Source organism: Actinomadura opuntiae, assembly GCF_030283205.1.
Classification (GTDB): Bacteria; Actinomycetota; Actinomycetes; order Streptosporangiales; family Streptosporangiaceae; genus Spirillospora.
Genome location: NZ_JASNWF010000001.1, coordinates 570630 through 584259 on the forward strand (window position 1 = coordinate 570630; position 13630 = coordinate 584259).

At 70.1% G+C, this 13630-nt stretch carries 14 protein-coding genes and 1 pseudogene; 11 read left to right on the forward strand and 4 right to left on the reverse strand.

The features are described 5' to 3' along the window. Nucleotides 1-139: 139 nt before the first annotated feature. Nucleotides 140-1075 (forward strand): annotated as a pseudogene (locus tag QP089_RS49105) (L-threonylcarbamoyladenylate synthase). 215 nt (nt 1076-1290) lie between these two features. Here the strand turns inward: QP089_RS49105 and QP089_RS02930 are convergent. The 3 genes from QP089_RS02930 to QP089_RS02940 all read right to left on the reverse strand — a co-directional run bounded on the left by QP089_RS02930 (nt 1291) and on the right by QP089_RS02940 (nt 3056). Continuing rightward, nucleotides 1291-1941, reverse strand: a complete 651-nt coding sequence (locus QP089_RS02930) for a carbonic anhydrase (RefSeq protein WP_285909600.1) — start codon at nt 1939-1941, stop codon at nt 1291-1293. Nucleotides 1942-2135: 194 nt separating this feature from the next. Then, on the reverse strand, nt 2136-2615 hold the full coding sequence (locus tag QP089_RS02935; RefSeq protein ID WP_285909601.1) for a hypothetical protein: 480 nt from the start codon (nt 2613-2615) through the stop codon (nt 2136-2138). A gap of 57 nt (nt 2616-2672) precedes the next feature. After that, nucleotides 2673-3056 (reverse strand): helix-turn-helix transcriptional regulator, encoded by a 384-nt coding sequence (locus QP089_RS02940; protein WP_285909602.1) that lies wholly within the window; start codon nt 3054-3056, stop codon nt 2673-2675. Nucleotides 3057-3539: 483 nt separating this feature from the next. On the opposite strand from QP089_RS02940, the gene QP089_RS02945 reads away from it, so the two are divergent. From QP089_RS02945 to QP089_RS02990, 10 genes are all read left to right on the forward strand, one after another. Beyond that, nucleotides 3540-4802 carry an NAD(P)/FAD-dependent oxidoreductase gene (locus QP089_RS02945; protein WP_285909603.1) on the forward strand — a complete coding sequence of 421 codons (1263 nt, stop codon included), beginning with the start codon at nt 3540-3542 and terminating at the stop codon, nt 4800-4802. After that, on the forward strand, nt 4799-5608 hold the full coding sequence (locus QP089_RS02950; protein ID WP_285909604.1) for a DUF1365 domain-containing protein: 810 nt from the start codon (nt 4799-4801) through the stop codon (nt 5606-5608). The genes QP089_RS02945 and QP089_RS02950 overlap by 4 nt, the downstream gene beginning before the upstream one ends. Continuing rightward, nucleotides 5605-6897: a class I SAM-dependent methyltransferase gene (locus QP089_RS02955; protein ID WP_285909605.1), complete on the forward strand. Its 1293-nt coding sequence runs from the start codon at nt 5605-5607 to the stop codon at nt 6895-6897. Before QP089_RS02950 ends, QP089_RS02955 begins: the two co-directional genes overlap by 4 nt. After that, nucleotides 6894-8159, forward strand: a complete 1266-nt coding sequence (locus tag QP089_RS02960) for a class I SAM-dependent methyltransferase (protein WP_353070434.1) — start codon at nt 6894-6896, stop codon at nt 8157-8159. Before QP089_RS02955 ends, QP089_RS02960 begins: the two co-directional genes overlap by 4 nt. Further along, nucleotides 8156-8947, forward strand: coding sequence for a DUF1295 domain-containing protein (locus QP089_RS02965; RefSeq protein WP_285909606.1), 792 nt, complete (start codon nt 8156-8158; stop codon nt 8945-8947). The genes QP089_RS02960 and QP089_RS02965 overlap by 4 nt, the downstream gene beginning before the upstream one ends. 266 nt (nt 8948-9213) lie before the next feature. Continuing rightward, a complete protein-coding gene (locus QP089_RS02970; RefSeq protein WP_285909607.1) occupies nt 9214-9387 on the forward strand; it encodes a DUF5670 family protein in 174 nt (57 codons plus the stop codon). A gap of 400 nt (nt 9388-9787) precedes the next feature. Beyond that, nucleotides 9788-10633 carry a DUF1206 domain-containing protein gene (locus tag QP089_RS02975; protein WP_285909608.1) on the forward strand — a complete coding sequence of 282 codons (846 nt, stop codon included), beginning with the start codon at nt 9788-9790 and terminating at the stop codon, nt 10631-10633. A gap of 232 nt (nt 10634-10865) precedes the next feature. Beyond that, nucleotides 10866-11660, forward strand: coding sequence for an SRPBCC family protein (locus QP089_RS02980; RefSeq protein ID WP_285909609.1), 795 nt, complete (start codon nt 10866-10868; stop codon nt 11658-11660). Between the two features lie 52 nt (nt 11661-11712). Next, nucleotides 11713-12237, forward strand: a complete 525-nt coding sequence (locus QP089_RS02985; protein ID WP_285909610.1) for a hypothetical protein — start codon at nt 11713-11715, stop codon at nt 12235-12237. A 37-nt stretch (nt 12238-12274) separates the two neighbouring features. Next, nucleotides 12275-12850, forward strand: coding sequence for an SRPBCC family protein (locus QP089_RS02990; protein WP_285909611.1), 576 nt, complete (start codon nt 12275-12277; stop codon nt 12848-12850). 93 nt (nt 12851-12943) lie between these two features. Here QP089_RS02990 and QP089_RS02995 read toward each other — a convergent pair whose 3' ends face one another. Continuing rightward, on the reverse strand, nt 12944-13579 hold the full coding sequence (locus QP089_RS02995) for a fasciclin domain-containing protein (RefSeq protein ID WP_285909612.1): 636 nt from the start codon (nt 13577-13579) through the stop codon (nt 12944-12946). Nucleotides 13580-13630 lie beyond the last annotated feature (51 nt).

The window sequence follows — 13630 nt, forward strand, 5'->3', positions numbered from 1 at the left end:
GGCGCTGTGGCGGCTTGGGCGGACTTGTGTGCTCTGCTCTCCACGCCGTCCCGAGATCGATCATGATGCCGGTCTTGGGCGGCCGCCTAGGATTGCCAGAGTGACGGCAGGAACCAGAGATATCGACAGGGCGGCCGACGTGCTGCGCGCCGGAGGGCTGGTGGCCTTCCCGACCGAAACCGTCTACGGTCTGGGTGCCAACGCAGAGGATCCCGCCGCTGTCGCGCGCATCTTCCAGGTCAAGGGGCGTCCCTCCTCCCACCCTCTGATCGTCCACCTTGGCGGCGCGAACCACCTGGACGACTGAGTTCAGGAGGTGCCGCCAACCGCGCGGCTGCTGGCCGAACGTTTCTGGCCGGGGCCGCTCACGCTGGTCCTGCGACGCGGTCGCCGGGTCCCCCCTGCAAGCCACGGGCGGGCTGGAGACCGTGGCCGTGCGCGTACCCGACCACCCGTCGCGCTCGCGCTGCTGGCGGCCTTCGGCGGCGGTGTCACCGGCCCGTCTGCCAACCGCTTCGGCCAGGTCAGCCCCACCACGGCGAACCACGTGCGTGCCGAGCTCGGCGGCGCCGTCGACCTGGTGCTGGACGGCGGCCCCTGCCAGGTCGGCGTCGAGTCGACCATCGTCGACGCCACAGGTGAGATCCCGAGCATTCTGCGACCCGGCGGAGTGACACGCGAAGACCTCCAAACGGTGCTGGAGCACCCGCTTGAGGTCCCCTCGACCAGCCGTGTCCGGGTGCCGGGCCAGCATCCGTCGCACTACGCGCCGCGTGCGCGGGTCGTCCTGGTCGAACCCGAACAGCTCCTCTCCGAAGCCGAACGCGCACAGGAACTGGGGCACCAGGTCGGCGTCTTTGTCCCCCCGTCCTTCACCGACGTCCCGGTGAAGGCGCACGCCGTGGTGGCGGTCCCTACGTCGATGGCCGCCTACGCGCGCGAGCTGTACGGATTTCTACGCGAACTCGACCAGCAGGGATGCGACCTCATCATCGCCTCCTTGCCGGCGCAGGAGGGACTGGGACTGGCAATCGCCAACCGGCTCCGCCGCGCCGCCGGCCCCCGCCGCTGCTGACTGGCCAGGCCAAGCGCCCAGCGCCGACGCCCGTTCAACGGCCCTGCCAAAGAATCGCCAGAGATCGGCCGGCCGGTCCTTACCGCTTCCAGACGCGGGTGCCGAGTGGATTGTGTGACGGGTCGGCCGGACGCTCACCGGTAGAGGCGGACGGGAAGCCGCATCAATCCGTGCGTGGTGTGACGTGGCGGCGCTACCGGTGACAGAGCCCCGGATCAGAAGGCGGCGTCAGCGGCGGTATCAGCGGCGGTGTCGAGTCCGCGGACCGCCACTACCTTGGCGCTACCGTCGGTCAAGTGGTAACACAGGCCCACAACGGCGGCCTGACCCGCATCGACCCGTTCGGCGAGCACCCGAGAGCGGTCCACCAGCAGGTCGACCGTCTGCCTGATGTGCTCGGCCAAGATCTCGTCGGCATCCACGCGCCCCGTGGCCCGCGCCGCAAGCACGCTGGGTGTCACCCGCTCGACCACGTCGCGGACATAGCCGGCCGGTGCCATCCCCTCCTCGAGCGCGGTGCACGCGGCGCCCACCGCGCCGCACGAGTCATGCCCGAGGACCACCACCAGCGGGCAGTCCAGCACCTGCACCCCGTACTCGATGCTGCCCAGCACCTCCGCGCCCATCACATGCCCCGCGGTGCGTACCACGAACAGATCACCCAGACCACGGTCGAAGACGATCTCAGCGGCCAACCGGGAGTCCGAACACCCGAACAGCACGGCGAACGGACGCTGACCCGGAGCGATCTCGGCACGGCGCGCCGCGTCCTGATTCGGATGCTCCGGAGCGCCCGCGACAAAGCGCCGGTTACCGGCCAGCAGCAACTCGAAGGCTTCCTGAGGAGTTGACGTGATCTCGGCCATGGCCGCAGCCTAGGACAACCCCGAAAACCGCCAAGGCCCCGGGGTGCCGCAGGCGCCCGGTCTACCGGCGTCGGCGCAGGACCGCCGCGTCACGTCCACGGCGACCGCAGGCCGAGAATGTTCTCCTCGACCTCCCGGTTGATCGGCCGCTCCTTGGCCCCGGCGTCCCTGGAGGAAGGGGACCTGGTCATCAGCTAGGCGTGCTCGTCGGTGGTCGTGAGCTGGGCCAGGTGCTCGGCTTGGCAGTCGGCGCATCGTCCGGACCAGCCGTAGGCCACGCTGGCGGCGGCCTCGACGGCCGTCATGGCCTCGCCGCACCAGCGGCAGTGACGGAGCATGCCGCGGGCGACGGCGACGACAGGGATCTGGTCGACAGGCGGCCACACCCGAAGCGTCCTGTCGTGGTACCCAACGTGTTCGACCAGGTATCCCGCGCCGATCAGAGCTGCGGCGGCGTCGGCCAGGGCGTGCGGTAGCCGATCAGCGGGGTCGCGGACCGCCACCAGGTAAGGATCCTGGCCGTCCACCGCGCACCCGGCCCTCGCGGATGAGCAGCCCGCGCGGCGCAGCACGATGCGGATCTGCTCTGCTGCCCAGTCCCGCTCGTTCCACAACGGCCGCGCGTCGACCGCGTACCCGTAGTCCGGGCCCAGCTCCTGGATCGTCACCACCACAGGTCGATACCTCCTCGCCAGGCCACCCGGCCGGACCACCGAAAGGGCGTGGGCCGGTCACGAACGCCGCGGACCACCATCGTGTTGGCCGTCGGCTCGACCGCTGCCATCGCTCTGGGTGAACAGGGCGATCAGGGCCAGGACCTGGTGGCCGGAGTCGGCGGGGTGGCGGAAAGGACGATCGGCGATAAGGGCGTAATGGTTGCGGCGGCCCTGGCGAGTGCGGGTCAGGTAACCGGCCTCTTCCAGATCCCCGACGATCATCTGGGCGCTGCGTTCGGTGATCTGGACCTGCTCGGCGATGTCCCGGACCCGGACGGTGGGGTCACGGGCGATACAGATCAGCACCCGCGCGTGGTTGGTCAGGAACGTCCACGGCTTCGACGGCGACGTCACGCCTGGCAACGTCTTGCCCGCCGAGGACACCAGCCCGGAGGGCATCAGCACACCTCCTCGCCACCTCGTCGAACTGACCCCAGAAAACCTGAGCCAGCATTACCGAAATCTGATTCAGGAGAAACTCTACTGGCAGTGGAGGTGTTCCAGGCCAGCAACTCCACGACCTCTCCATGACTCCTCACCACAGCGTTTCCTGCCGAAGCGGGGCTGCGGTCAGGACGGCATGGTGCGGGACGGAGAGCCGCCAGTGCAGTCGGCGGACCTGCTCTTCGGCCCCTTCCTAGCCGCGCCGCGCCGATCGCGTTCAGCAATGGGGCGGCTGAGGCCTCGCCCCAGGACGTCGCCTCATCAAGATCGTCACTAGTCGGGCCGCCGAGTCGCCCCCCGGCGCGGGAGTGCGGGCAGCCAACTCCCTCCCGGCTGCCTGTGACCCAGGACACATGGTTGCGGAGCCGTCCGGTCCAGGTCTGGCTCCGAACCAGGGGTGAGGGCGGCGGGAGCGTCCCGGGCTCTGGAAGGGATGGCATGCCGGTGGGGAACGCGCGGCGAGCGATCGCGGTGATCGGGGCGGGGGTTTCGGGGCTGACGGCCGCGCACGTCCTGCAGAGGACGGCTGACGTCACGCTGTATGAGGCCGATGGGCGGCTCGGCGGGCACGCCCACACCCACGACGTGGCCTCCGGTGGGGCGGTGCTCGCCGTCGACAGCGGTTTCCTCGTGCACAACGACCACACTTATCCGACCCTGCGGCGGCTGTTCACCGAGCTGGAGGTGACGACGCGGGACACCGAGATGAGCCTGTCGGTGAGCTGCGCCGGATGCGGACTGCAGTACGCCGGAGCACGCGGCCCGGCCGGGTTGTTCGCGCGTCCGCGGTCCGCGTCCAGTGCCCGCTACCTGCGGATGCTCGCCGAGGTGCCGCGGTTCCACCGTGCCGCGCGCGCCGTCCTCGATGACGACGGCGACGACCAGACGCTGGGCGCGTTCCTGGACGCGGGTGGATTCTCCTCCTACTTTCGCGCGCACTTCATGACGCCGGTCGTCGCGTCCGTCTGGTCGTGCGCGCCGCACCTCGCCGACCAGTACCCCGCCCGTTACCTGTTCACGTTCCTGGCACACCACGGGATGCTGTCGGTGAACGGTTCCCACCAATGGAAGACGGTGGTCGGCGGGTCACGGACCTACGTGGAGCAGGTCGCCAAGGCGCTCACCGCTGTCCACACGGCGACTCCGGTCCGCGCGGTGCGGCGCGTCACCGGCGGCGTGGAGATCCGTGATGACTCCGACCGCGTGGCGGTGTTCGACGGCGCGGTCATCGCCACGCACCCGGCACAGGCGCTGGCCATGCGCGCCGACGCCAGCCGCGACGAACGCGAGGTTCTGGGTGGGATCGGCTACTCGCGGAACTGCACGGTGCTGCACACCGACGCCTCGGTCCTGCCGCGTGCCCGAAGCGCCCGCGCCTCATGGAACTACTGCATGGACTCGTGCGCCGCGCGGCCACGCCACGTGCGGGTCCACTACGACCTGAACCTGCTCCAAGGGCTGCCCGGCGTTCAGCGCCACGTCGTCACGCTGAACGGAGACATCGCCGAGGAGCATGTACTGGCCCGGATGGAGTACGAGCATCCGATTTACACGCCGGAGTCGGTGGCGGCCCAGCGCAGGCTTCCCGCGTTGAACGACGGTGTGCTGGCCTATGCGGGCGCCTATCACGGGTGGGGTTTCCACGAGGACGGCTGCCGCTCCGGAGTCGAGGCGGCCCGCGCGCTGGGCGGTGTGTGGTGACCTCAGTACCGGCGCTAGTACCGGCGCTGTACGAATGCACCCTCACGCACGTGCGCCCGGGCCCGGTGCGCAACGCGTTCCGGTACGGGACCTATCTGTGGCTGGTCGATCTGGACGCGCTGCCGTTCCCGCGTGGGCCGGTGCGCTTCCTCGCAGGATTTCGGCACGAGGACCACAGGGGGGAGCCGGGATGGTCCGTGCGCGCCAATCTCGACGCGTTCCTGATCGAGAACGGGGTCGAGCCGGCCGCAACGGTCCTGATGCTCGCGCACGCGCGCGTCCTTGGATACGTGTTCAATCCGCTGACCGTGTACTGGTGCTTCGACCAGGCGGGCGGTCTGCGCTGCGTGGTCGCCGAGGTCCACAACACCTACGGCGAGCGGCACCGCTACCTGCTGCACACCGACGCGGTCGGGCGGGCGGAGACAGACAAGGCCTTCTACGTGTCACCGTTCTACCCGGTCGAGGGCATCTACCGGATGAGCCTCCCGGTCCCGGACCGCAAGCTCGCGCTGGCGATCGCGCTTCACCGCGGCGACGACGCCCCGTTCGTCGCCGCGCTGCGCGGCGCACGCCTCCCCGCGACCACGTCCAACCTGGTCAGGGCGGTGCTGCGCCACCCCATGGCGCCCCTGGTGGGCGCCGTGCGTATCCGCGTCCAAGGCGTCCGGCTGTACCTGCGGGGGCTTCGGCCGTACCCGAGGACGCACCGACAGAAGCCACCGGGCGCGCCGCCGGTCCCCGAACCCGGCGCGCCCGGTGCCACATCACCCGAGAAGACCCGGGAGGGGCAGGTCCGATCATGACCACCAGCGCACTCACCGGTTCCGAAGCCCAAGCGTCCCGACCGGTCGCGCCCGCGCCCCATTACGGGGTCCGCGCCGCCGTGGCGCGCCGCCTGTTCGCGCGCGCGGCCTCACGGCTACCCGTCACGATCGCCCACGGTCCCGGGACGGAACTCCCGGTGGCGGCACCGCGCGGACCGGCGGCACCGTCCGGACGGCCGGTGATGCGGATCGTCCGGCCCGCCGCGTTCTTCGCCCGGCTCGGCGACGGCGGCCTGATCGGCTTCGGCGAGTCCTATATGGCGGGCGACTGGGACGCCGACGACCTGCCCGGCGTGCTCACCGCGTTCGCCGCGCACCTGCCCGCGCTCGTCCCGGCGCCGCTGCAGCGACTGCGGCGGCTGGCGGTGCGACCCCGACCGGACGCCGACGACGGCGGCGCCGAGGGCGCCCGCCGCAACGTCGCCCACCACTACGACCTGTTCAACCAGCTGTTCGCGCTGTTCCTGGACGAAACGATGACCTACTCGGCCGCGCTGTTCGAGCAGCAGCCCGACGGGACGCTCACCGGCGACCTCGCCGCGGCCCAGCACCGCAAGATCGACCGGCTGCTCGACCTCGCCGGCGTCGGGCCCGGCACCCGGCTGCTGGAGATCGGCACCGGCTGGGGCGAGCTGGCGCTGCGCGCCGGACGCCGCGGCGCCTACGTACGGTCCCTGACCCTGTCCGCTGAGCAGCGCGACCTCGCCTGGGTCCCCATCGCCCGGGCCGGGCTCGCCGACCGCGTCCGGGTGCAGCTGCGCGACTACCGCGACGCCGACGGCGTGCACGACGCGGTGATCAGCGTCGAGATGATCGAAGCGGTCGGGATGCGGCACTGGCCCGAGTACTTCGCGGTACTGCACCGGCTGCTCGCGCCCGGCGGCCGCGCTGCCCTGCAGGCCATCACCATGCCCAACGACCGAATGCTGGCCTCCCGCGACACCCACACCTGGATCGAGAAGTACATCTTCCCTGGCGGCATGCTTCCCTCCACCGAGGCGATCGAAGGATGCGCCGCCGCTGCCGGGCTGCGGTCCGCCGCGCCCAGCCCGGACGGGCGGCTGCGATTCGGCCCGCACTACGCCGAGACGCTGCGCCGCTGGCGCGAGCGGTTCCTGGCTGCCGGACCCGAGGTGGCCGGGCTCGGCTTCGACCCCGTCTTTTGCCGCATGTGGGTCTTCTACCTCGCCTACTCCCAGGCCGGCTTCGCTGCCGGCTACCTCGACGTCCAGCAGTTCCTGCTCACCCGCTCGGAGGACCTCCGATGACGACCCGGACCCGCGCACGCCCCCGCTCCACCGCCTCGGCGGGCGGTGTCGCGAGGCTGCTGGGGGCCCGTCGTGGATGGCCTGTTCGGCGGCGCTACGCCGATACGGCTGCGTGCCTGGGACGGCAGCCAGACCGGCCCGGCAGACGCGCCCGCGGTCGTGCTGCGCTCGCCGGACGCGCTGCGGCGGCTGGTGCGCAGCCCCGGCGAGCTCGGCTTGGCCCGCGCTTACGTCAGCGGCGACCTGGACGTCGACGGCGACCTCGCCGACGGTCGACGCTGCTGGCGGCGGCCCGCGCGCTGCTGGTACTCGGCGCCGCCGGCCCACCACCGCCCACGCCGGCCACCGAGGCCCGCCTCACCGGACGGCTGCACACGCGTACCCGCGACCACGCCGCCATCGCTCACCACTACGACCTGTCCAACGACTTCTACGCGCTCGTCCTGGACCCGCGGATGGTCTACTCGTGCGCCTACTGGCAGCACCCGGACATGGACCTGGAGCAGGCGCAGCGCGCCAAACTCGACCTGGTGTGCCGCAAGCTCGGGCTCCGGCCCGGGATGCGGCTGCTGGACGTCGGCTGCGGCTGGGGCGCGCTGGCCGTCCACGCCGCCCGCGAGTACGGCGCGCACGTCACCGGTGTCACCCTGTCGCGCGAGCAGGCTGAGCTGGCCCGCGAACGCGCCGCCGGACTCCCCGTCGATATCCGGCTCCAGCACCACCGCGACATCACCGGCGGCCCGTTCGACGCGGTCTCCTCGATCGAGATGGGCGAGCACGTCGGCCGGCGCGGCTACCCCGCCTTCGCCGCCGCGCTGCGCAGGCTCGTCCGGCCCCGCGGCCGGGTGCTGATCCAGCAGATGTCGCGCGGGGCTCGCGCTCCCGGCGGCGGCGCGTTCATCGAACGCTACATCGCGCCCGACATGCACATGCGCCCGGTGGGTGAGACGGTCGGGCTGCTGGAGGCTGCCGGGCTGGAGGTCGTCGACGTGCACGGGATGCGCGAACACTACGTTCGCACCGTCGGTGAATGGCAGGAGACCTTTGAGGCCCGGCTAGATGAGATCGTTGCGCTGGTCGGCGAAGAGACGGCTCGGGTGTGGCGGTTGTACCTGGCCGGCGGCGGACTGGCGTTCGAGCAGGGCCGGATGGGCGTCGACCAGATCCTCGCGGTCCGCCCGGACGCCGGCGGGCGCAGCGGCCTCCCGCCGGCCCGCACCGACCTCGGCTCCCCCACCGACGCCCGCGCCGACCACCCGTGACCACATTCTGGTGGAACCTGGCCTGCACGGCGGCGGCCGTCACCGCAGTCCTGGCGGTGACGTTCGCGCTGGCGGCCCAGCTCGGCCGGCACAGCGTCATCGACGTCGCCTGGGGCCTCGGCTTCTGCGCCATCGCCGCGGTCAGCGCCGCGGTGTCGGTTGGGCAGGGAGACGCGGTGCGCCGCTGGGTCGTCCTGGCGATGACCGTCCTGTGGGGGCTGCGGCTGGCGGTGCACATCGGATGGCGCGCCAGGGGCGCGGGAGAGGACCCGCGCTATGAGGACCTGCTGGCCAAAGCCCCGGGCAACAGGACCCTGTATGCGCTGCGGAAGGTGTACCTGCCGCAGGGCCTGGTCCTGTGGCTGGTGTCCCTGCCGATCCAGGTGGCCATGTACCAGGACGGCCCGCCGGGCGCCGCGTTCTATGCCGGCGTGCTCATATGGACAGTGGGGCTGGCGTTCGAAGCCGTCGGCGACTTCCAGCTGACCCGTTTCACCGCCGACCCGGCCAACCACGGAAAGGTCATGGACACCGGCCTGTGGCGCTACACCCGCCACCCCAACTACTTCGGCGACGCGCTGGTGTGGTGGGGCCTGTTCCTTGCCACCTGCGATCACTGGACCGGCCTGCTCACCCTCTTCTCGCCGGCGCTGATGACAGCCCTGCTGGCCAAGGGAACCGGCAAACCGCTGCTGGAAAAGCGCATGGCCCACACCCGCGCCGGCTACGCCGACTACGTCTCCAGCACCAGCGGATTCGTACCGATGCCGCCCCGCCGCAGCCGGTAAACGGCGCCCTTTCCCTGCATGGCCTCCCAGTAGACGCGACTTCAGGCCCGAACTTCGGACCATTCACTCAGTGTCGAATCGAGTCGCCTGTGCAGGTCCTGACCACGCGGGAAGGCTGTGGTCTGCGCGACCATCAGCCACATCCCACGACCTTTACACAAGGTGCTACATTGGTCGCACATGGTAGCGATATTGTTTCGTGATCTCCACGGTGCATCGGTCGATCGGACGCGGGCAAGATCGCGGCCGAAACGAAGGAGGCATTGATGCCCTGGTTGATGATTCTGGTGCTGCTACTGGCGCTGCTTCTGTTCGGCGCCGGTTTCGCACTGAAGTTCCTGTGGATCGTGGCCGCCATCGTGCTGGTCCTGTGGCTGGTGGGGTTCCTCGCGCGCAGCTCCGGTTCCTCCGGCCGCCGCGGCCGCTGGTACCGCTGGTAGCGGACACGCCTGCAGGTCCCGGGTCTCCCGGCCGCGGCGCGGTGCGCTGCCATGCCCGACCGCGGCCGGTCTTCATATATCCCGGATGCCTCCCGCTTCGAGTAGCGGGAGGCACCCGCTTTTGCCACGCCGTGGCAGCAAAAAACAAGATTTGATGATCGGCTCCGCTAACCCATAACGGGTGCTCCGACCTAGGGATCGAAGCTGGCCCTAAAGGACAGAGAGCTCGCCGGAGCGAACCCGAGATGCGCGCTGCTTGCGCGTGCCGCAACGGCGGTGATGATCTCACCAACAACTTCGGACAGCGCCGTGAAGGGCGCTATCACCGTCCGTTTCACGCTCGGCGGGTTTGGTGGGTCATAGATAAAGGACGCCTGGCCCCCTCAAGGAAGGTTGCGAAATGTCGGCCAACGCAGCGAAGGAACAGGTGCAGCAGACGGGACGCAAAGCCGCAGGACACTCGTGGTTCCATCACCTGGCCCGGATCGGGCTGGCGGGCCGCGGAGTCATCTACCTGCTGATCGGTGTGCTCGCCGCACAGGTCGCCTTCGGTTCGGGAGGCGGCCAGGCCGACCAGAAAGGCGCCTTGGCGACCGTGGTGGGAACGCCCGGCGGCAAGGTGGCGCTCTGGGTGATCGTGGTGGGGTTCGCCGGCCTGACCCTGTGGCAGTACGCCGAGGCGCTGTACGGGCAGCCGGTTCCCGACGGCGACAAGCCGCACAAGCGGCTGACCTCTCTCGGCCGTGCCATTGCGTACACCGCCAGTTTCGCCGGCACCTTGGGCTTCGCGCTGGGCAGCAAGGGCAAGTCGTCCGATCAGCAGTCCCAGTCCTTCACCGCCAAGGCGATGGGCGAGCCGGGCGGGCGCTTGCTGGTGCTGGCGATCGGCGTCGGGGTCGCGGCCGTCGGCGTGGTGATGATTTTCAAGGCGGTCATGCGCAAGTTCCTGGAGGAACTCAAGACCGAGCAGATGCACCGGCACGTGCGCCGGGCCGCCGCCGTGGTGGGCGTGATCGGCCATCTCGTGCGCGGCCTGGTGTTCGGTGGGATCAGCGTTTTCCTGGTCTTTGCCGCGGTCGCCTTTGACGCCGGCAAGGCTAAGGGGCTGGACGGCACCCTGCGCGAGTTCGCCCGCACTCCCGCCGGTCCCTGGTTGCTGGTCGCGATGGCGGCCGGACTGGTGATCTTCGGCGTGTACTCCTTCTTCGAGGCCCGATGGCGCAAGGTCGAAGCCGTCGACACGTGACGGGCACCGGCACCCGGCGGCACGGCCTCCATGCCTCCAAGCCACCGGCTTGCGCTCGCCGTTCCCGTCGCCGCCTCACAGCGGCTTCCCTCCCCCCTCCCGAAAGGAGAACCGTGACACCGGTGCAGGAACCTCATCCCGACGCCCACTCCCATCCAGTCCGGTTCGACCCGCTCAGCCGATGGCCAAACCGAACGGCCGTCAACCAGGACGGCGTGGAGGTGATGGGGGCATGAAGTTCCGGACGGGGCTCGCCGCCGGGGCGGGCGGCGTCCTAGCCGCGACCGCAGCCGGCCGCACCGTCCGCCAGATCACCGGCCGGGTCGTCGCCCGGTACCAAAGAAGGCTGGAGCGGTCAGTGCGGCGGCTGGCGGCCAAGGCCGAGCACGGCGGTCCCATGGTCAAGGCACTGCTTGCGGGCGCGCGCGCCTTATATGAGGGCAAGTCTCCGGCGCGTGCGCTGCTGAGCTTCGGCTGGACCGCACTCAAGGAGACGCTCAAGCGCATCTTCAGCCTCGGTGGGCGCGGCAAGCTGACCAACATCGTCGAGCAGATCGACATCGGCGCGCCCTGCCAGCTGGTCTACGACCAGTGGACGCGGTTCGAGGACTTCCCATCCTTCATGAAAAAAGTGCAGAGCGTAGCCCAGGAGTCCGACGAGAAGCTGAACTGGAAGGCGAAGATTGTCTGGTCGAGCCGGACGTGGCAGTCGACGATCGTCGAGCAGGTCCCCGACCGCCACATCGTGTGGCGCTCCAACGCCGCCAAGGGAAAGGTCGACGGGACCGTCAGCTTCCATGAGCTGGCGCCCGACCTGACCCGCGTCCTGCTCGTCCTGGAGTACCACCCGGGCGGCCTGTTCGAGCGGACCGGCAACCTGTGGCGCGCGCAGGGCCGCCGGGTCCGGCTGGAGCTCAAGCACTTCCGCCGCCACGTCATGACCAGGTCGCTGACCGCCGCCCCCGGCGAGATCGAGGGGTGGCGCGGCGAAATCCACGACGGCGAGGTCGTCCAGAAAGCCTCGTAAACAGACTCCCGAAACCGACAACCACTCAAACCAATACGTGGGAGGACGCACCATGAGAAGCGGAACCAAGGTGGGACCCGTTCCCATCGGCAATATTGCCAAGCAGCTGCCGATCGGCGGACGCAAGCGCAGTGGGCTGGGCGGCCTGGTCCGGAACCTGCCGAGCGGCATCCCCGGCGGCAAGGCGCTCGGTACGACCGGCGGCGTGCTGCTCGGCGCCGGCGCCGCCGTCGCCGCGGGCCGCGCGCTCAGCCGCCGGGGCGGCCAGGGCGACGAGTCCGCGCCGGCGAATGGCGGCGCCTCCGAGGAGTCCGGTGCCAAGGGCGGCGGCTCGTCCGCGAAGGGCGCCGCCGGCAAGGCCGCGGACAAGGCCAAGGACACCGCCGCGAAGGCCAAGGACACCGCCGGCAAGCCCGCCGAGAAGGCCGGTGAGAAGACGAAGGGCCTGTTCGGCCGCCTCAAGGACACCGTCGGCGGGGCCCTCAAGAAGGGCGGCGGCAAGGGCGGCGGCAAGAAGGTGAAGGTCACCAACATCGTCGAGCACACCGACATCGGTGCGCCGCGCCGCCTCGTCTAACGACCAGTTCACGCAGTTCCAGGAGTTCTCGTCCTTCATGAAGAAGGTCACGAACGTCGACCAGGCGGACGAGGAGAAGCTGCACTGGCAGGCGAAGATCTTCTGGTCCAAGCGGACGTGGGAGGCGACGATCGTCGAGCAGGTGCCGGACGAGCACATCGTCTGGCGCTCCAAGGCCCCCAAGGGCCACGTGGACGGTGCCGTCAGCTTCCATGAGCTGGCACCGAACCTCACCCGCGTCCTGGTCGTCCTCGAATACCACCCGCAGGGGCTGTTCGAGCGGACCGGCAACCTGTGGCGCGCGCAGGGCCGCCGCGTCCGGCTGGAGCTCAAGCACTTCCGCCGGCACGTGATGACGCAGTCGCTGACCCGCGCGGACGAGATCGAGGGCTGGCGCGGCGAGATCCGCGACAGCGAGGTCGTCAAGACCCACGAGGAGGCGCTGAAGGAGGAGGAGAAGTCCGGCGAGGGCTCGAAGACCAAGAGCAGCGGCTCCTCCAGCACCTCCGGCTCGTCCGGCTCCTCCAGTTCGGGCGCGAAGAACGGCCGCAAGGACGGCTCGAACGACGACTCCAAGGACAGCACGAAGGAGCAGGAGGAGGCATCCCGGTAGCCGCGGTAGCTGGCAGGCGAGGACCAGTGGGTCATCGACACGCCGGGTCCCCCCCGCTCTAGTGAGCGGCGGCGGTGTGAACGCGCCAGCCGCTTACTTGGGGGGCGTCAGGACGCTGTCGATGATGTAGACGGTGGCGTTGGCGGTGTGGACGTTGCCGCAGGCCACCTTGGCGTCGCTGCCGATGGTGAACGACTCGCCGGAGCCGCTGGTGTTCAGCATCGCGCCGTTGAGGGTCTTGAAGTCGCCGTTGGCCAGCCCGCTCGGGGTGATCGGCTGCCCGACGACGTGGTAGGTCAGGATGCCGGTGAGCGTCTTCTTGTCGCTCAGGACCTTGTCGAGCGTCGCCTTGGGGATCTTGTTGAACGCGTCGTTGGTCGGTGCGAACACGGTGATGTTCTTGGCCGAGTTCAGCGTGTCGACCAGCCCGGCCTTCTTCACGGCGGTGACCAGCGTCGACAGCACCGGGTTGTTGGACGCGGCGGTCGCGACGGGGTCGGCGGACATGCCGCTGAAGCTGCCCTTGCCGGACGCCGGGACGGCCGAGCAGGCGGGCCCGAACGGCTGGTCGGAGGCCGGTGAACTGCTCGCGGGCGTCGCCGGTGCCGAACCGGCGGGCGCGGCGGCGGTGCCGCCGTCCTTGCCGTCGTCGTTGCTGGAGCAGGCCGCCGCTCCGGTGGCGACGGCGGCCGCGGCGAGGACGCCTGCGGCGATGCGGGTGCGGTACATGGTGATCTCCTTGCTTCGGATACCGATGGGTTCTGGTTCGTGTGGATTGCG